Annotated in this window: 18 protein-coding genes and 2 riboswitches; of the genes, 8 read left to right on the top strand and 10 right to left on the bottom strand. The window is 69.6% G+C overall.

Translation table 11 applies throughout. The annotated features are described in order from the left end of the window. The first annotated feature begins 93 nt into the window (after positions 1-93). From dxs to VEA98_RS04665, 7 genes are all read left to right on the top strand, one after another. Positions 94-2,001: a 1-deoxy-D-xylulose-5-phosphate synthase gene (gene dxs / locus VEA98_RS04635; RefSeq protein WP_324811309.1), complete on the top strand. Its 1,908-nt coding sequence runs from the start codon at positions 94-96 to the stop codon at positions 1,999-2,001. Between the two features lie 76 nt (positions 2,002-2,077). After that, entirely contained in the window at positions 2,078-2,431 is a 354-nt protein-coding gene (locus VEA98_RS04640) for a hypothetical protein (RefSeq protein ID WP_324811310.1), read from the top strand. Between the two features lie 283 nt (positions 2,432-2,714). Further along, entirely contained in the window at positions 2,715-3,074 is a 360-nt protein-coding gene (locus VEA98_RS04645) for an AtpZ/AtpI family protein (protein WP_324811311.1), read from the top strand. A gap of 14 nt (positions 3,075-3,088) precedes the next feature. After that, a complete protein-coding gene (locus tag VEA98_RS04650; protein WP_324811312.1) occupies positions 3,089-3,862 on the top strand; it encodes a F0F1 ATP synthase subunit A in 774 nt (257 codons plus the stop codon). 54 nt (positions 3,863-3,916) lie between these two features. Then, the gene (locus VEA98_RS04655) at positions 3,917-4,141 is read left to right on the top strand and encodes a F0F1 ATP synthase subunit C (RefSeq protein ID WP_324811313.1); all 225 of its coding nucleotides are present in this window, start codon (positions 3,917-3,919) and stop codon (positions 4,139-4,141) included. Positions 4,142-4,233: 92 nt separating this feature from the next. Next, a complete protein-coding gene (locus tag VEA98_RS04660; protein WP_324811314.1) occupies positions 4,234-4,827 on the top strand; it encodes a hypothetical protein in 594 nt (197 codons plus the stop codon). Between the two features lies 1 nt (position 4,828). Continuing rightward, a complete protein-coding gene (locus VEA98_RS04665; protein ID WP_324811315.1) occupies positions 4,829-5,344 on the top strand; it encodes a F0F1 ATP synthase subunit B in 516 nt (171 codons plus the stop codon). Positions 5,345-5,418: 74 nt separating this feature from the next. Here the strand turns inward: VEA98_RS04665 and VEA98_RS04670 are convergent, their stop codons facing one another. The 8 genes from VEA98_RS04670 to VEA98_RS04705 all read right to left on the bottom strand — a co-directional run bounded on the left by VEA98_RS04670 (position 5,419) and on the right by VEA98_RS04705 (position 13,023). Then, entirely contained in the window at positions 5,419-5,910 is a 492-nt protein-coding gene (locus tag VEA98_RS04670; protein ID WP_324811316.1) for a DUF6789 family protein, read from the bottom strand. A gap of 96 nt (positions 5,911-6,006) precedes the next feature. Further along, entirely contained in the window at positions 6,007-7,578 is a 1,572-nt protein-coding gene (gene gcvPB, locus VEA98_RS04675) for an aminomethyl-transferring glycine dehydrogenase subunit GcvPB (RefSeq protein ID WP_324811317.1), read from the bottom strand. Beyond that, positions 7,578-8,918, bottom strand: coding sequence for an aminomethyl-transferring glycine dehydrogenase subunit GcvPA (gene gcvPA / locus VEA98_RS04680; RefSeq protein WP_324811318.1), 1,341 nt, complete (start codon positions 8,916-8,918; stop codon positions 7,578-7,580). The genes gcvPB and gcvPA overlap by 1 nt, the downstream gene beginning before the upstream one ends. A gap of 46 nt (positions 8,919-8,964) precedes the next feature. Continuing rightward, complete coding sequence (gene gcvH / locus VEA98_RS04685; protein WP_324811319.1) at positions 8,965-9,330, bottom strand: glycine cleavage system protein GcvH; 366 nt, start codon at positions 9,328-9,330, stop codon at positions 8,965-8,967. Between the two features lie 131 nt (positions 9,331-9,461). Next, positions 9,462-10,577 carry a glycine cleavage system aminomethyltransferase GcvT gene (gene gcvT / locus VEA98_RS04690; protein ID WP_324811320.1) on the bottom strand — a complete coding sequence of 372 codons (1,116 nt, stop codon included), beginning with the start codon at positions 10,575-10,577 and terminating at the stop codon, positions 9,462-9,464. A gap of 56 nt (positions 10,578-10,633) precedes the next feature. Continuing rightward, positions 10,634-10,722: riboswitch (glycine riboswitch) on the bottom strand. 4 nt (positions 10,723-10,726) lie between these two features. Continuing rightward, a riboswitch (glycine riboswitch) is annotated at positions 10,727-10,824 on the bottom strand. Between the two features lie 69 nt (positions 10,825-10,893). After that, positions 10,894-11,385 carry a hypothetical protein gene (locus tag VEA98_RS04695; RefSeq protein WP_324811321.1) on the bottom strand — a complete coding sequence of 164 codons (492 nt, stop codon included), beginning with the start codon at positions 11,383-11,385 and terminating at the stop codon, positions 10,894-10,896. Beyond that, positions 11,382-12,410 carry an adenosine deaminase gene (locus tag VEA98_RS04700; RefSeq protein ID WP_324811322.1) on the bottom strand — a complete coding sequence of 343 codons (1,029 nt, stop codon included), beginning with the start codon at positions 12,408-12,410 and terminating at the stop codon, positions 11,382-11,384. The genes VEA98_RS04695 and VEA98_RS04700 overlap by 4 nt, the downstream gene beginning before the upstream one ends. Further along, positions 12,400-13,023, bottom strand: coding sequence for a hypothetical protein (locus VEA98_RS04705; protein ID WP_324811323.1), 624 nt, complete (start codon positions 13,021-13,023; stop codon positions 12,400-12,402). The genes VEA98_RS04700 and VEA98_RS04705 overlap by 11 nt, the downstream gene beginning before the upstream one ends. Before the next feature lie 102 nt (positions 13,024-13,125). Between VEA98_RS04705 and VEA98_RS04710 the strand changes: the two genes are divergently transcribed. Then, positions 13,126-13,740 carry a hypothetical protein gene (locus tag VEA98_RS04710; RefSeq protein WP_324811324.1) on the top strand — a complete coding sequence of 205 codons (615 nt, stop codon included), beginning with the start codon at positions 13,126-13,128 and terminating at the stop codon, positions 13,738-13,740. A gap of 3 nt (positions 13,741-13,743) precedes the next feature. Here VEA98_RS04710 and argS read toward each other — a convergent pair whose 3' ends face one another. Together argS and VEA98_RS04720 are read right to left on the bottom strand one after the other, a co-directional pair. Then, positions 13,744-15,546 carry an arginine--tRNA ligase gene (argS, locus tag VEA98_RS04715; RefSeq protein WP_324811325.1) on the bottom strand — a complete coding sequence of 601 codons (1,803 nt, stop codon included), beginning with the start codon at positions 15,544-15,546 and terminating at the stop codon, positions 13,744-13,746. Then, positions 15,546-16,208, bottom strand: a complete 663-nt coding sequence (locus VEA98_RS04720; protein ID WP_324811326.1) for a Tat pathway signal sequence domain protein — start codon at positions 16,206-16,208, stop codon at positions 15,546-15,548. The genes argS and VEA98_RS04720 overlap by 1 nt, the downstream gene beginning before the upstream one ends. Between the last annotated feature and the right edge of the window lie 33 nt (positions 16,209-16,241).

A 16,241-nucleotide genomic window follows, 5' to 3' on the forward strand; every position in this document is an offset into this window, starting at 1 on the left:
TTCGACGCCGGATCGACCCGCCCGGCAGCGAAATGGTCTAGAGCGGGTTAGAACGACAGTCTCCCCGAGTCTCCAAGGGTCCAAGGTCGCCGAATGCCCGACACGCCGTTGCTCGACAAGGTCAAGCTTCCCGCCGACACGCGGAGCCTCGACATTCCCCAGCTGAGGCAGCTGGCCGACGAGCTGCGCGCCGAGACCATCGACGCCGTCTCCACGACCGGCGGCCACCTCGGGGCCGGCCTCGGCGTGGTCGAGCTGACCGTGGCCCTGCACCATGTGTTCGAGACGCCGAAGGACATCCTGATCTGGGACGTCGGCCACCAGTGCTACCCGCACAAGATCCTGACAGGCCGCCGCGACCGCATCCGCACCCTGCGCCAGCCCGGCGGGCTCTCGGGCTTCACCAAGCGCAGCGAGAGCGCATACGACCCGTTCGGCGCGGCCCACGCCTCGACCTCGATCAGCGCCGCGCTCGGCTTCTGCGCCGCCAGGGACCAGCAGGGCGGCGACAACAAGGTCGTGGCCGTCATCGGCGACGGCTCGATGTCCGCCGGCATGGCCTATGAGGCGATGAACAACGCCGCCGAGACGACCAAGCAACTAGTCGTCATCCTCAACGACAACGACATGTCGATCGCCCCGCCCGTCGGCGGCATGAGCGCCTATCTGGCCAAACAGGTGTCGGGCGGCGCCTACCGCAATTTCCGCCGCTTCGGGAAGTCGGTCGCCGAGCACCTGCCGCGCCCGTTCCGCAACGCCGCCCGCAAGGCCGAGGAATACGCCCGCGGCATGGTCGTCGGCGGCACCTTCTTCGAGGAGCTCGGCTTCTACTACATCGGCCCGATCGACGGGCACGACATGGACAACCTCGTCCCCATCCTGCGCAACGCCGCCGCCATCACCGACCGGCCGGTGATCGTCCATGTCGTGACCCAGAAGGGCAAGGGCTACGCCCCCGCCGAATCCAGCGCCGACAAGCTGCACGCCGTCGCCCGCTTCGACGTGGTCTCGGGCAAGCAGTCGAAGTCGGTCTCGAACGCGCCCAGCTACACCAAGGTGTTCGGGACCGAGCTGATCAAGCGCGCCGCCCTCGACCCCTCGATCGTCGCCATCACCGCCGCCATGCCGTCGGGCACCGGGCTGGACCTGTTCGGCCAGGCCTTCCCCGAGCGCACCTATGACGTCGGCATCGCCGAACAGCACGCCGTCACCTTCGCCGCCGGCCTCGCCGCCGACGGCATGAAGCCGGTCTGCGCCATCTACTCGACCTTCCTCCAGCGCGGCTATGACCAGGTCGTCCACGACGTGGCCATCCAGAAGCTGCCGGTGCGCTTCGCCATGGACCGCGCCGGTCTGGTCGGGGCCGACGGGGCCACCCACGCGGGCAGCTTCGACATCGGCTACATGGGCGCCCTGCCGGGCATGGTGTTGATGGCCGCGGCCGACGAGGCCGAACTCGCCGCCATGATCGCCACCAGTCTCGAGATCGACGACCGCCCCTCCGCCTTCCGCTATCCGCGCGGCGACGGCGTCGGCGTCGAAATCCCGGAGCTGGCCGCGCCGCTCGAGATCGGCAAGGGCCGCATCGTCCGCGAGGGGACGACCGTCGCCATCCTCTCGCTTGGCACGCGCCTGCAGGAGTCCCTCAAGGCCGCCGACGCCCTCGCCGCCCGCGGCGTCTCCGCCACCGTCGCCGACGCCCGCTTCGCCAAGCCGCTGGATGAAGACCTGATCCTGCGCCTCGCCCGCGAGCACGACTGCCTGATCACGGTGGAGGAGGGGGCCATGGGCGGCTTCGGCGCCTTCGTGCTGCAGATGCTTGCCGAACGCGGCGCGCTCGACGCCGGCCTGAAGATCCGCACCCTGCACCTGCCCGACGTCTTCCAGGACCAGGCCGATCCCGTGACCATGTACGACCAGGCGGGCCTGAACGCCTCCCACATCGCCGCCGCCGCGCTGCAGGCCCTGGGCGTCGAGGCCTCGCGCGTCGCCCGCGCCTGATCGGGCGCAACCGGACTCCTCCACCCCCGTTCTGTCCCGGACAGGCAGAGGTGGAGTACCCGTTGTGAAAGCCCATGTGTTCATTGCCGCGGCCCTGCTCTGCAGCGGCTGCGCGACCCAGCAGGCCGACGCCGACAGCGCGATGGTGGCCCGGGCCGGGGACGATTCCCTCACCTGTCGCCAGATCGCCGACGAGGCCGCGACGCTCAGCGAGCGGATGGGCGGAACCCCCGGCGGCGGCGCCCTCGGCACGGCCACCACTGTGGCCAAGGCCGGCGCGGCGGCCCTGATCCCGGGGGCCGGACTGGTCATGGCCGGCGTCAACGCCCTCAATGCGCCCGAGCGCCGCCGCCGCGAGGCCGACGAGAATCGCTGGTACTACCTGAACGGCCTCTACACCGCCCGCCACTGCCTCCAGGGCGGTCGCTAGCCAGCCTCGCGGCCGCAGGCCGGTCCGATCGGCCGCCGCCCTTCGTGTCCCTCGTGACGAACCTCGGCTCTCCGAAGCGTCACCGCCTGCGAGGACTCATGCCGCGAATCCGCGCGACCGCCAGCGACCGTTCGCCACGCCCGGCGAAGGGCGAAATAAACGTGCGGAAAATCAAGGGCCTAAAGGCGTTCCTCGCCGCCTTGACCTGCGGGGGTCCCGCCTATAGGTTCCGCGCCGAATTCAGACCCCCTCCGACATCCGTGCCGGAGTGCTGAGGCCGCCCATGTCAACCCAGCCGGAATCGCGCGAAGAGGCGATCAAACGCCTCACCGAAAGCGCATCCGCGATGGAGGCGCGCAATGCGCGCCAGCTGTCTCACGAGGCGGCGGGGCAGGCGGCGGCGGGGCAGGCGTGGCGTATCCTCGCCGACCTGTTCGGCGGCGTGTTCGTCGGACTGGCGCTCGGGTTCATCGTGGACCGGTTCGCCGGGACGGGACCCTGGGGTCTGATCGGCGGCGTCCTTCTGGGCTTCGCCGTCTCGGTATTCATGGCCTGGCGGACGGCGCAACGCCTGATGGCCCAGGCGAAGGCAAGCGGGGTGGAGCCGAAGTCGGTTCCCTTCGACGACGACGAAGAAGACTAGGGACCAAGGGCTCGATGGCCGATCCGCTACACCAGTTCCAGATCCAGCCGCTGACCCCCGAGGTCGTGGTCGACGTGCCGCTCATCGGGCAGCAGACGCTCGCCTTCACCAATTCGCACCTCGCGATGACGGTCGCGTTCGGCATGGTCGTGCTGTTCCTGACCCTGGTCACCGCCGGCGCCAAGGTGGTGCCCGGCCGCATGCAGGCCGCGGGCGAGACCCTGTTCGGCATGATCGACGGCCTCGTCGACTCGATCATCGGCCACGACGGCCGCAAGCTGTTCCCGTTCGTGTTCACGATCTTCCTGTTCATCCTGGCGATGAACTTCCTCGGCCTGTTCCTCAGCTTCACCGCCACGTCGCAGATCGCGGTCACCGCCACCTTCGGCGTCATCACCATCCTCATGGTCCTGGCCATCGGTTTCGTGAAACACGGGCTGAAGTTCTTCACCCTGTTCGTGCCGTCGGGCGTGCCGTGGCTGGTGCTGCCCTTCGTGGTGATCATCGAGTTCGTCTCCTTCCTCCTGCGGCCGGTCACCCTGACGCTTCGTCTGTTCGGCAACATGATGGGCGGCCACGTGGCCCTGAAGGTCTTCGCCGGCTTCGCGGTGGTCGCCATCGGCGGCGCTATCGGCTGGCTCGGCGTGCCGGTCTTCATCCTGTCGCTGGGGATGACGGTCGGCCTGACCGCGCTGGAGTTCCTCGTGGCCTTCCTGCAGGCCTTCGTCTTCGCTGTTCTGACCACGATCTATCTCAACGACGTGGTCAACCTGGGCCACGGTCACTAAGGCCCGGACCAGTTTCGTCTCCAACCAACCAACCTCAGACTAGGACTTACGACCATGGAAGCAGAAGCCGCCAAGCTCATCGGCGCCGGCCTCGCGATGACCGGCATGATCGGCGCCGGCATCGGCGTCGGCAACATCTTCGGCCAGTTCCTGGCGGGCGCCCTGCGCAACCCGTCGGCCGCCGGCTCGCAAATCGGCAACCTGTTCGTGGGCGCGGCTCTGGCCGAAGCCCTGGGCATCCTGTCGTTCGTGCTCGGCATCCTGCTGTACTCGGCCTGATTTCGTCCTTCCGGCGCGGCGCGGCCTGCCTTTCGGCGGACCGCGCCGTCGCCGGCTGACGGATCGACCGTAGCTCAACGACCAGGCGACAGATGACCACTGCCCACCCGACCGTCCATACGCCCGACGCCCCGCACCCGGTGGCGGTCGAGGACACGCACGCCACGACGGCGGCCGCCCACGGCGGCGAGCACGAATCCGGCGGCCTGCCGCAGTTCGAGTTCCAGCACTGGTTCGGTCAGATCGTCTATCTGATCTTCCTGTTCGCCATCCTCTATCTCCTCATCGCCAGGGTCTTCGCCCCGCGCCTGCGCCGGGTCTTCGACGAGCGCGAGCAGACCATCTCCGGCGCCGTCGCCACCGCCCGTCAGGTGCAGGCCGAGGCCGCTGGCCAGGCTGAGGCCGCCAAGGCCGAGGTCGAGGCCGCCCGCGCCGCCTCGCGCGCCACCGCCGCCGCCGCCAAGGCCCGCGTCACCGACGAGGCCAACGCCCGCGCCGCCGCCGAGGAAGCCGTCGTCAACGCCCGCATCGCCGAGGCCGAGACCGCCATCGGCCAGACCCGCGACGCCGCCATGACCAACGTCGCCGCCATCGCCTCCGACACGGCCGCCGCCATCGTCGAGCGCCTGACCGGCAAGGCGCCGACCGCCGCCGAGGCCGCCGCCGCCGTCAAGGGAGCCGCCTGACATGAACATGGTCTTCGAAGAGGGCTTCTTCCGCCTCGACAGCGCCGAGCTCTGGGTCGGCGTCGGCCTGGTCCTGTTCCTCGCCATCTGCGTCTTCACCGGCGCGTTCAAGCTGGTCGGCTCGGCCCTGGACGCCAAGGCCGCCAAAATCCAGGCTGAACTCGACGAGGCCGCCCGCCTGCGCGCCGAGGCCGAGGCCCTGCTCGCCCAGATCCGCGCCGAGAAGGCCGAGGCCGAGGCCCAGGCCGCCGAGATGCTCAAGGCCGCCGAGGCCGACGCCCGCGTGATGGAGGCCGAGGCCAAGGTCAAGCTGGAAGAGTCCCTGGCCCGCCGTCAGGCGCTGGCCGAGCGCCGCATCGCCCAGGCCGAGGCCCAGGCCTCCGCCGAGGTCAAGGCGGCCGCCGCCGACCTCGCCGCCCGCGCCGCCGAACAGATCCTCGCCGCCCGTCTGGCCGGCCAGAAGACCGACCCGCTGCTCGACGCCGCTATCGCCCAGATCGGCTCGCGCCTGAACTAGGCGGGCGGGATCGCCGAAACGCACAGGGCCCCGCTGGCGACAGCGGGGGCCCTTTCGCTTTCCGGCCCGACCGCTCAGGCGTGGTACGGACCGTGACGGTGGATGTGATCGCCGTGGATCATGTGCTGGGCTTCCCGGCTGCGGCCGACCAGCCGTCCGTAGGCATTCCCGAGCACGATGCCGAAGATCGCGTGGCTGGCGATCATCCAGGCGAGGGTGCCGAAGCCCGCCTTCATGAAGAACAGGCCCGCGCCGCCGATCGGGGCGACGACCAGGCCCATCAGGATGAAGGCCCCGACGGCGAACACGATGCCCTTGGACTCCGCCGTGTCGGTCGGCAGCCGGGGGCACAGCACCCCGAACACGACGCCGAGGCCGAGACCCGCGACGAAGTGGGCGATCCAGCCGACGACCGGCTGATCCTGGGGTTGCTGCAGAATGACGCCCAGCAGCTGCGGGAATGCGACGGCCCAGTGCCCCACCGTCATGTTGATCGCCTCGATGATCGAGACCACCACGGTCGCCGCGAAACCGGCGGCCAGACCCTTTTGTACGCGTGACATCATGACCTCAGCGCCTCCCAACGCCAGTTCCGGTTCTGATAACGCGTGGAGAAGGATACGCCTTTTGGGGAGGGCGGCGTTCACATTGCCGCGACTGGTCTATTCCGCGGCGATGTTCGACCCTTCAGGAGCCGTCCAGCGCAACACCGGCTGACGCGCCGCCCGCGTTTCGTCCAGCCGCTTCAGCGGCGCGTGGAAGGGCGCGCCCTTGAACCGGTCGACGTCTCCGGCCTTGGCCGCCTCGGCCAGCGCCCGCATCGCCTCGATGAAGCGGTCCAGCTCCTGCTTCGACTCGGTCTCGGTCGGTTCGATCAGCATCGCCCCGTGCACGACCAGCGGGAAATACATGGTCATCGGGTGGAAGCCCTCGTCGATCATCGCCTTGGCGAAGTCGAGCGTGGTCACCTCCGTGCCCTTCAGCCACTCGTCGTCGAACAGGGCCTCGTGCATGCACGGGCCGTCCGGGAAGGCCGGGCTCATCAGGTCCGACAGCCGCGCCTTGATATAGTTGGCGTTCAGGACCGCGTCCTCGGCCACCTGCCGCAGCCCGTCCGAGCCGTGGCTCATCATGTAGCTGAGGGCTCGGACATACATGCCCATCTGGCCCTGGAAGGCGCACAGCCGGCCGAAGGCCTGTTCCGCTTCACCTTCCGCGAACTCGACCAGCTTGAAGCCGTCGCCTCCCGACACCACCCACGGGGCCGGGGCGAAGGCGGCCAGCGCCTCCGACAGCACCACCGGACCCGCGCCCGGCCCGCCGCCGCCGTGCGGCGTCGAGAAGGTCTTGTGCAGGTTGATGTGCATCGCGTCGACGCCCAGGTCGCCCGGCCGCACCCGCCCGACGATGGCGTTGAAGTTCGCCCCGTCGCAGTAGAAATACGCCCCGGCCTCGTGCGTCAGCCGGCTGATCTCGAGGATGTCGCGCTCGAACAGGCCGCAGGTGTTCGGATTGGTCACCATGATGGCGGCCACGTCCGGCCCCAGCTTCGACGCCAGATCGGCCACGTCGACGCGGCCGTCATCGGTCTGGGCCACCTCCACCACCGTATAGCCGACGAAGGCGGCGGTGGCCGGGTTGGTGCCGTGGGCCGAGGTCGGGACCAGCACCTTGCGGCGCTTCAGATGCTCGCCCGACGCCTCGTGCGCGGCGCGGATGGCCATCAGTCCGCACAGCTCGCCGTGCGCCCCGGCCTTCGGGCTCATCGCCACCGCCGGCATGCCGGTCAGGGTCTTCAGCCAGTGGGCCAGCTGGTCCATCAGCTCCAGCGCCCCCTGCACCGTCGACTGCGGCTGCAGCGGGTGGATGTCCGAGAACCCGGGGAGGCGCGCCATCTTCTCGTTCAGGCGCGGGTTGTGCTTCATCGTGCACGAGCCCAGCGGATAGATGGCCAGGTCGATGGCGTGGTTCTTCTGGCTCAGCCGCACATAGTGGCGCATCGCCTCGGGCTCGCTGAGCCCCGGCAGGCCGATCGGATCCTTGCGCACCAGATCGCCCAGGTCGCCGCCGTCCGTCTTCGGCTCGGGCAGATCGACGCCGGTCTTGCCCCAGCCATCGCTCTCGAAGATCAGATGCTCGTCCTGCAACAGGCCGCGCCCGCCGGTCAGGGTGGCGGGCTTCGACTGGACCTGGTTCGGCGTGGTCGGCCGACCGACGGTGTTCATGGTGCTCATTACAGAACCTCCGCCAAGGCGGTCTTCAGGGCGGCGATATGGGCCGGGGTCGTGGTCTCGGTGGCGGCGACCAGCAGGACGTCGTCCAGTCCGGCAGCGGGCGCCAGACGGCCGTAGGGCACGCCGGCCAGCACGCCCCTGGCGGCCAGCGCATCCACCACCTCCGACGCGTTCTTCGGCAGCTTCACCGCGAACTCGTTGAAGAAGCGCGGCGTCAGCACCTCGACGCCGGGGATCGACGCCAGCGCGTCGCGCGTCGCCACCGCCGTCTCGTGGTTGAGCAGGGCCAGCTTGCGCAGCCCCGTCTCGCCCAGCAGGCTCATGTGGATGGTGAAGGCCAGGGTGCACAGGCCCGAGTTGGTGCAGATGTTCGAGGTCGCCTTGTCGCGCCGGATGTGCTGCTCCCGCGTCGACAGCGTCAGCACGAAGCCGCGCGCGCCGTCGGCATCCACCGTCTCCCCGGTCAGGCGGCCCGGCATCTGCCGGATCAGTTTCTCACGGCAGGCGAACAGGCCGACGTAGGGCCCGCCGAAGTTCAGCGCATTGCCGATCGACTGGCCCTCGGCGGCGACGATGTCGGCCCCCATTTCGCCCGGCGACTTGAGCAGGCCCATCGACACGGCCTCGGTCACCACCACGATCAGCAGCGCGCCGGCCGCATGGGCCGCTTCCGCGATCTTCGTCACATCCGTGGCCGTGCCGAACACGTTCGGAGTCTGGACCACCACGCAGGCGGTATCCGGCCCGATCTGGCCGATGACGTCCGCCTCGGCGTCCACGGCGGCCGCCAGCACCTGGGTCTCGACGCCCACCGCATGCACCACCGTCTCGGTGGCGGCGACATAGTGCGGATGCACCCCGCCCGAGATCACCGCCTTGTTGCGGCGGGTCACCCGCGTGGCCATCAGCACGCCCTCGGCCATGGCGGTCGAGCCGTCATACAGCGAGGCGTTGGCCACCGGCATGCCGGTCAGGTTCGCGACCTGGGTCTGGAACTCGTACAGATACTGCAGCGTGCCCTGGGCGATTTCCGGCTGATAGGGCGTGTAGCTGGTCAGGAACTCCGACCGCTGGATCACATGATCCACCGTCGCCGGCACATGGTGGCGATAGGCTCCCGCGCCGCAGAAGAACGGCACGGACCCCGCCGCCGTATTCTGCGCCGCAAGGGCCCCGAGCGTCCGCTCGACCTCCAGCTCGCCCGCCACGCGCGGCAGGTCCACGAACCCCTCCCGGCGCGCCGCCTGCGGCACGTCCACGAACAGGTCGTCGATCGACTTGGCCCCGATGGCGGCGAGCATCGCCGTGCGGTCGTCAGGGGTCAGGGGGAGGTAGCGCATGGAATGTTCCTGGCCGGGGAGGGCCGCTAGAGCATCTGACTTCTAATCAGAGGGTGGCGAGGAAGGCGTCGTAGGCGGCGCGGTCCATCAGGGCGTCGAGCTGCGACGCGTCCGACACGCGGATCTTCGCGAACCAGCCTTCGCCTTCCGGGTCGGCGTTGACGGTCTCCGGCGCCGAGGCCAGGGCGGCGTTGCCCTCGACCACTTCGCCCGACACCGGCGCATAGACGTCCGAGGCCGCCTTGACGCTCTCGACGACGGCGAAGCTGTCGCCCTTCGACACGGTCTTGCCGGCGTCCGGCGTCTCGACGAACACCACGTCGCCCAGCGCGTCGGCGGCGTGCTTGCTGATGCCGACGGTGGCGACGTCGCCCTCGAGGCGAACCCACTCGTGATCCTTGGTGAAGCGCATCTCTGTTCTCTCTTCTCGTCATCCTCGGGCTTGACCCGAGGATCAGACGTTGGGCGGGACTGATTGACGGACACGGCCAAAACCGTGCGACGGATAATCTGACCCTCGGATCAAGTCCGAGGGTGACGCGATTACGACTTCGGCTTCCTGTAATAACGGGCGGCGACGAACGGGGTGGCCACGACCTCGGCGGCGGCGGGCTTGCCGCGCACGACGACCTTCAGCTCCGTGCCCAACTCGGCGAAGGCCGGCGGCACATAGCCCATGGCGATGTTGCGGCCCAGCGTGGGGGAGGGGCCGCCCGAGGTCACGGCGCCGATGACCGTGCCGTCCATGTCGGCGATCTCGGCGCCTTCGCGGGCGGGGGCGCCTTCCTTGACGCTCAAGCCCACGCGGACCCGCGACGGGCCCTCGGCCAGTTCCTTCAGAACGCGCTCGGCGCCGTTGAAGTCGGCGCGCTCCTTGCGCGACTTCGACAGGGCGAAGGTCAGCGCGCCCTCGACCGGGCTGGTCGAGGCGTCGATGTCGTGGCCGTGCAGCGGCAGGCCGGCTTCCAGCCGCAGGCTGTCGCGCGCCCCCAGGCCGATCGGCTTGACGCGGGCGTCCTTCAGGATGGTGGTCCAGACGCGCTCGGCCTGATCGGCCGGGACGGAGATCTCGTAGCCGTCCTCGCCGGTATAGCCCGAGCGGGAGATGAAACAGTCGCAGCCGAAGAGCATCAGCCGGGCGCAATCCATGAAGCCCATCTCGGCCAGCAGGGGTTCGTGGGCGGCCATGACCTCGGCGGCCTCCGGCCCCTGGATGGCGATCAGCGCCCGGTCGGCCAGCACGGTCAGCTTCGCGTCGCCTGTCAGATTGGCCTCCAGGAAGGCGAAGTCCGCGTCCTTGTTGCCGGCATTGACCACGACATAGAGGCCGTCGTGGTCCGGCTTGCCGGCCATCAGGTCGTCCATGATCCCGCCCTCGGCGTTCAGCAGCAGGCTGTATTTCTGCCGCCCGGCCTTGAGCACCGCATAGTCGCCGGGCACGAAGCGTTCGAACTGGGCGACGGCGTCGGCCCCGGTGATCTTGCACTGGCCCATGTGCGACACGTCGAACAGGCCGGCGTGCTCGCGGGTCCAGCGGTGCTCGGCCAGCACCCCCTCGTACTGCACCGGCATGTCATAGCCGCTGAAGCCGACCATCCGGGCCCCCAGCGCGCGGTGGGCGGCGTTCAGGGGCGTGGTCTTCAGGGTCTCGTCGGTCATGGTCAGACTTTCACGGTCGCGTTTTGAAGCGGAAGGCTCCGCCGTCCTCGCGCCCCCGCTGTCCTGAAGCCTGAGAGATTCCGGCGGGTTCCCATAAGGGACCGCCTTGCTCCGTCGGCGCGCTCGCAAGAGCGACTTTCCAGCGTCCGTACGTCCTCGCGGTCCGTTTGCCTGAGCGTTTCCGGGGCGGTTGCGCCTTCGGCTCCGAAGCCGCCGAAACGACCCCGATCTCTCCCGCGAGAGCGCCGCGACCTAGGCCCCGACTCCGGGGCGAAGTCAAGCGGGAGCGGCAGGTCGGAACGCTGCGAAAGCCGGGTCAGTAGGGAGGGGCCGCCGAGCGGATCGCGGACAGGGCCGCGCCCAGGGCGACCAGGGCGGCGGACGGGGTCTTGTCCGCATAGTAGGTCTGGCCGAAGGCATAGGCCGCTTCCGCCAGCTGTAGCGTCGAAGGCGCGACGCCCAGCGAACGGGTCTCGATCGGTTGCGAATGCCGGTCGACCTCCGACCAGATCAATTCGCAGGGGTTTTCCAGCCGGTTGTCGCGGACCCCGTCCTCCGGATGGAACATCCGCAGTGTCAGGGTGAAGTCGTCGCTTTCGGCGGGAAATGGCGCCACGGCGTCCCAGTCTCCGGCGAGCAGGATCAGCACGGCCTTCATCAGGGCGTCCTCGGGCCCGATGAACACCCGGCTGCCGCCGATTTCATCGCGCTGGTCGCCGAGCCGGACGGCCACTTCGTAGAAGTATGAGCCGGGGATTTCCCGGCAGCTGAAGGCGACTTCGCCGGGTTGACTGACGGTCTGACTCATTGTGCGGCGGACTCGCCGTCGGCTTCGAAATAGGCGTCAACCTCCGCCACCCGCGCCGCCTTCTGCGCCTCGTCCAGGAATGACCCCCCGAAGCTGTTCCGCGCCAGCCGCGTCACCTGCTCCCGCGTCAGCCCCACCGCCTCGGCCAGCCGCCGGTAGTTGTCGTTCACATAGCCGCCGAAATAGGCCGGGTCGTCCGAGTTCAGCGTCACATGCAGGCCCCGGCGCAGCATCTCCGGCACGGGGTGGTCCTTCAGGTCCTTGACCACGCACAGCTTGAGGTTCGACAGAGGGCACACCGTCAGCGTCATCTGCGACGCCGCCAGCCGCTCGATCAGCGCCTCGTCCTCCATCGAGCGGTTGCCGTGATCCATGCGGTCGATGTGCAGCAGGTCCAGCGCCTCGCGCACATACGCCGGCGGCCCCTCCTCGCCGGCGTGGGCGACCCGCTTCAGCCCCATCTGCCCGGCGCGTTCGAACACCCGCTGGAATTTCGACGGCGGATGCCCGACCTCGGACGAATCCAGCCCGACCCCCTCGATCCGGCCCAGCCACGGCTCGGCCTGATGCAGCACGTCGAAGGCGGCGTGTTCGTCGAGATGGCGCAGGAAGCACAGGATCAGCTTCGAGCTGACCCCCAGTTCGCTCTCCGCCCGCCTCATCCCCGCCAGCAGCCCCTCGGCCACGACCCCGAACGGAACGCCCCGGTCGGTATGGGTCTGCGGATCGAAGAAGATCTCGGCATGCCGCACGGTGTCCGCCGCCGCGCGCCGGAAATAGGCCAGGGCCAGATCGTGGAAATCCTCCTCCGTCAGCAGGACGTTCGCCCCGGCGTAATAGATGTCGAGGAAGTCCTGCAGGTTCGAAAAGTCATAGGCCGCCCGCACCGTCTCGACGCTGTCGAACGGGATCGAGACCTTGTTGCGCCGCGCCAGCTCGAACATCAGCTCGGGCTCCAGCGACCCCTCGATATGCAGGTGCAGTTCCGCCTTCGGAAGGCCGGCGATGTAGGCGTCAAGGGACATGGACGGGTCTCCGGTCGTGAATCAGGGGCGGCGCGGTCTTCAGGGCGTCGAGCACCCCCGCGGTCAGCCGCCGGTTGGCGGCGATCAGGGTCTGGGGCGCGGTGCGCAGGTCATTCTGCACCCACAGGCGGAGCTGCCCGACGAAGGCCCCCGCGAGGAAGGCGGCGACCTGCCGCCGCTCCTCCGGCGCGACCCGGGGCAGGGCGGCGTCGAGGTTGGTCCCGGCGATGAGGCGCAGCCTCTGTTCTCCGGCGGCGAGCATCACCTCCATCGCCCGCGACCGGCCGGCGCTGCGGGCGAAGGCCAGGTTTCCGGCCACGTGATGCGTCACATGGGCGACGGGCAGGATGTCCTCCGCCAGCCCCTCGCGCCGGGCCAGGGCGTCGCAGATGTCGATCATCCCGCAGAACGATCGGCCGAGGAAATCGTCCCGGTCCTGGAAATGGGCGTAGAAGGTCGATCGGCCCACGCCCGCCGTCCGCACCAGATCGCCGACGCGGATCGAATCGAGGTCCTGCGTCCGGCCCAGCTGCATCAGGGCGTGCCCCAGCCGGCCGCGCGTGCGGGCGACGCGCTGGTCCATCCCCTCCCGGCCTGGACTGTTTCCGGACATTCCCCGCCTCCGTGTCCCGCAACGCCGGGACGGGCGGGAGCAGCACTGGTTTTCCACCCGAACCGCGGCCACGACAAGCGCAACAAGGGGGGAGACCGCATCATGACCAGCCGCAACGCCTGCGCCGCCGCGCTCATCACGGGATGGGCCGGCTACATCGCCCTGATGGCGGTCCACCCGACCCACCTTCGCGGGCCGTCAATCGGCCACGTCAGCCTCAACGACGCGGTGCACTGGACCGGCCTGCTGCTCCTGCCGGTCCTGATGTACGCCTATGTCGAGCTCGGTCGCCGCCTCGACCTGCGCCGGCCGCTCGTGCTCCTCGCAGTCTGCACCTTGATCGCCAGCCTGTTCGCCGGCATGGCCGCCGCGACCATGAGCGGCCTCGTCATGGCCGAGGTGGCCGGCGACGCGTTCCCGCCCGAGACCCTGCACGCCCTGCGCGACCTGGTCTTCTGGCTGAACCAGGGCTTCGCCACGGTGCACTATGTGCTGCTGATGATCGGCATCGGCCTGTTCGCCCTGGCCTGGCCGAACCGTGCCTCCGACCTCGGTCTGAAGTGGGGCGGCGTGCTGGCAGCGCTCGGCTTCATGGTCTGGTTGGCGACGGGAACCTGGGGCGCGGACGTGCACAGCGTGCTGGTGGTCGTCATCGTGGCCGGCGCGTGGAGCATCGCCGCCGCCCTGGCCCAGCGCACCCTGCCGGAGGAAGGCTGAGCCCTACATCCGCTCCGGCGTGTCGATGCCCAGCAGGTCCAGCGCCCGCTCCAGCTGGTCCAGCACCGCCTTCGACAGCGTCAGCCGCGAACCCTTGGTCGCCTCGTCCGGCGCCGCCAGCACCGGGCAGGCGGCGTAGAATTTCGAGAACGACTGGGCCAGCCGGTAGGCGTGCTCGCAGATCAGGTGCGGCATCCGCTTGTCGTAGGCCTCGGCCGTCGCCTGCGAAAAGGCGTCCAGCGTCAGGGCCAGGTCGCGCTCCGCCGGCTCGCCGATCGCCGCCGGTCCCGCCGCCGCGCCCTGGTCGGCCGCCTTGCGCAGCAGGGATTTGATCCGCACCGCCTGGTACAGCAGATACGGCCCGGTCTTGCCCTCGAAGCTCATGAACCGGTCGAGGTCGAAGATGTAGCTGGTGGTCCGGCTGTTCGACAGGTCGGCGAATTTCAGCGCCGCGACCGCCACCTTGCGGGCGATGTCCTCGAACTCGGCCTCGGGCAGGTCGGCCCCCAGCTTGGCCTCGCGCAGCCGCTCCCGCGCCTTGTCCGTGGCCATGCTGATCAGGTCGTGCAGCTTCAGCACCCCGCCGGCGCGGGTCTTGAAGGGTTTGCCGTCCGGCCCGTTCATGGTGCCGAAGCCGAGGTGCTCCAGCGAGCCCTCGCCTGCATAGCCGGCCAGGTACGCCGCCCGGAACACCTGTTCGAAATGCTCCGCCTGCCGCTCGTCGACGACATAGAGGATCAGGTCCGGATCGATGGCTTTGCGCCGGTCCAGGATGGTGGCCAGGTCGGTCGTGCCGTACATCGCCGACCCCTCGGACGAGATGACCAGCAGCGGCGGCGGGCTGGGCGCCTCGATGACGCTGCCGTCCGCCAGTTTCCGCTTCCGCGTCTCGCCCGGCTTCGCGACGTGCACCACGCGCGCCCCGGCGTCCTCGACCAGCAGGCCGGTCGTCTCCAGATGGGCGATCATCTCGGGCATCAGCGGATCGGCGTCGCTCTCGCCGTTCCACAGGTCGAAGGTCACGCCCAGCGCCCCGAACTCGCGCTGCAGTCCGCTCATCGACACGTCGTGCATGTGCCGCCACAGGGCGCGGTAGCCCGGCCGTCCCGCCTGCAACTCCGCCGTCGCCTTGCGGGCGCGGTCGCGGAACTCCGCGTCTTCCTTGGCCCGGGCGGCGGCGGCCGGATACAGCCGCTCGAGGTCGTCCAGCGACACCGGGCTCTCGCCCGGGAACGGCCCGTCGCCCTCGGCCATGAAGCCTTCGGCCTGACCCTCGTCCGCCACCGCGACGATCAGCAGCCCCATCTGGAAGCCCCAGTCACCGAAATGGGCGTCGCCCCACACCTGGTCGCCGCGGAAGCGGAACAGCCGCTTCAGGCTCTCGCCGATGATGGACGAGCGCAGGTGTCCGACGTGCATCGGCTTGGCCACGTTCGGCCCGGCGTAGTCGATCACCACCTTGCGCGGCGCCGCCACGGTCGAGGCGCCGTTGTGCCCCGCGTCGCCCGCGACCTCGGCCGCCCGCGCCGCCAGCGCCGCGTCGGCGACCTTCAGATTGATGAACCCGGGCCCCGCCACCTCGACCGAGGCCAGCCGGGCGTCGCCCTGCAGCCGCCCGGCCACGCGCCCGGCCAGCTCGCGCGGATTGGCCTTCAGCGCCTTGGCCGCGGCCAGCGCCCCGTTCGACTGGAAGTCGGCCAGGTCCGGCCGGTCCGACGGCGTCACCCGGGCCAGCGACGCCTCCACGCCTTCGGCGGCGAAGGCGGCCCCGACCGCCTCGCCCAGAACAGTCCTGAGGTCGGTCATTACTGGGCGGCGGGCGGGATGGCGGTCGTGCCGGCGTTGACGCGGAAGCGGCTGCCGGTGCGATTGAACTCGGCCATCTGCGGCGTGACGTCGAAGCCGACCAGAATCTCGAAATTATCGCCGCTCGTCGCCGCATCGGCGCGCGGGATGACGATCGTCTGGTCCTGGGTCACCGAGGTGGTCTGGGCCCCCTCAAAATCGACCGGCAGGTCGAAATACTCCTTGGCCAACACCGCCTTGTTCCGCTCGGTCACCGCGATCCAGTAGCGATAGGTGCGCTGGTCGCCCTGCGCCTGCGGTCCGCGGCCGAGGTTGAACAGCACCCGCGTCTGCACCGTGATCGGATCGTCGCCCTGATAGGCGCAGTCCGAGGTCAGGCCCTCGATCTCGCCGGTGTAGGCGACGTTCGACGACGACACCCGGTCGCCGGTCAGTTCGACGTAGCGGGCGGCGTCGTACAGAATCTTCACATAGGGGCAGGGGCCCGCCGCCGAGTTCCGGCGCAGCGGCGCGATCCGGGGCCGGCGCTCCCTCTGGTTGGTTTCCGAGCCGTCGGCGTTCTGCGGGTTGTCGCCCCGGGGCCGCGACTGGGCCGAGGCGGCGACGGGCAACGCCAGGGCCGCGAGAGCCGAGACCAGGAAAATTTTGAAGACGCGACGCATCGAAAGCTCTTCCACGAACGAGGAGGCGCGCGA

Source organism: Brevundimonas sp., assembly GCF_035627055.1.
Lineage (GTDB): Bacteria > Pseudomonadota > Alphaproteobacteria > Caulobacterales > Caulobacteraceae > Brevundimonas.

Excerpts from the sequence above, each read along its gene's own strand:
- dxs (WP_324811309.1), top strand. The coding sequence starts at position 94 with ATGCCCGACACGCCGTTGCTCGACAAGGTCAAGCTTCCCGCCGACACG.
- VEA98_RS04645 (WP_324811311.1), top strand. The coding sequence starts at position 2,715 with ATGTCAACCCAGCCGGAATCGCGCGAAGAGGCGATCAAACGCCTCACC.
- VEA98_RS04650 (WP_324811312.1), top strand. The coding sequence starts at position 3,089 with ATGGCCGATCCGCTACACCAGTTCCAGATCCAGCCGCTGACCCCCGAG.
- VEA98_RS04655 (WP_324811313.1), top strand. The coding sequence starts at position 3,917 with ATGGAAGCAGAAGCCGCCAAGCTCATCGGCGCCGGCCTCGCGATGACC.
- VEA98_RS04660 (WP_324811314.1), top strand. The coding sequence starts at position 4,234 with ATGACCACTGCCCACCCGACCGTCCATACGCCCGACGCCCCGCACCCG.
- VEA98_RS04665 (WP_324811315.1), top strand. The coding sequence starts at position 4,829 with ATGAACATGGTCTTCGAAGAGGGCTTCTTCCGCCTCGACAGCGCCGAG.
- VEA98_RS04670 (WP_324811316.1), bottom strand. The coding sequence starts at position 5,910 with ATGATGTCACGCGTACAAAAGGGTCTGGCCGCCGGTTTCGCGGCGACC.
- gcvPB (WP_324811317.1), bottom strand. The coding sequence starts at position 7,578 with ATGAGCACCATGAACACCGTCGGTCGGCCGACCACGCCGAACCAGGTC.
- gcvPA (WP_324811318.1), bottom strand. The coding sequence starts at position 8,918 with ATGCGCTACCTCCCCCTGACCCCTGACGACCGCACGGCGATGCTCGCC.
- gcvH (WP_324811319.1), bottom strand. The coding sequence starts at position 9,330 with ATGCGCTTCACCAAGGATCACGAGTGGGTTCGCCTCGAGGGCGACGTC.
- gcvT (WP_324811320.1), bottom strand. The coding sequence starts at position 10,577 with ATGACCGACGAGACCCTGAAGACCACGCCCCTGAACGCCGCCCACCGC.
- VEA98_RS04695 (WP_324811321.1), bottom strand. The coding sequence starts at position 11,385 with ATGAGTCAGACCGTCAGTCAACCCGGCGAAGTCGCCTTCAGCTGCCGG.
- VEA98_RS04700 (WP_324811322.1), bottom strand. The coding sequence starts at position 12,410 with ATGTCCCTTGACGCCTACATCGCCGGCCTTCCGAAGGCGGAACTGCAC.
- VEA98_RS04705 (WP_324811323.1), bottom strand. The coding sequence starts at position 13,023 with ATGTCCGGAAACAGTCCAGGCCGGGAGGGGATGGACCAGCGCGTCGCC.
- VEA98_RS04710 (WP_324811324.1), top strand. The coding sequence starts at position 13,126 with ATGACCAGCCGCAACGCCTGCGCCGCCGCGCTCATCACGGGATGGGCC.
- argS (WP_324811325.1), bottom strand. The coding sequence starts at position 15,546 with ATGACCGACCTCAGGACTGTTCTGGGCGAGGCGGTCGGGGCCGCCTTC.
- VEA98_RS04720 (WP_324811326.1), bottom strand. The coding sequence starts at position 16,208 with ATGCGTCGCGTCTTCAAAATTTTCCTGGTCTCGGCTCTCGCGGCCCTG.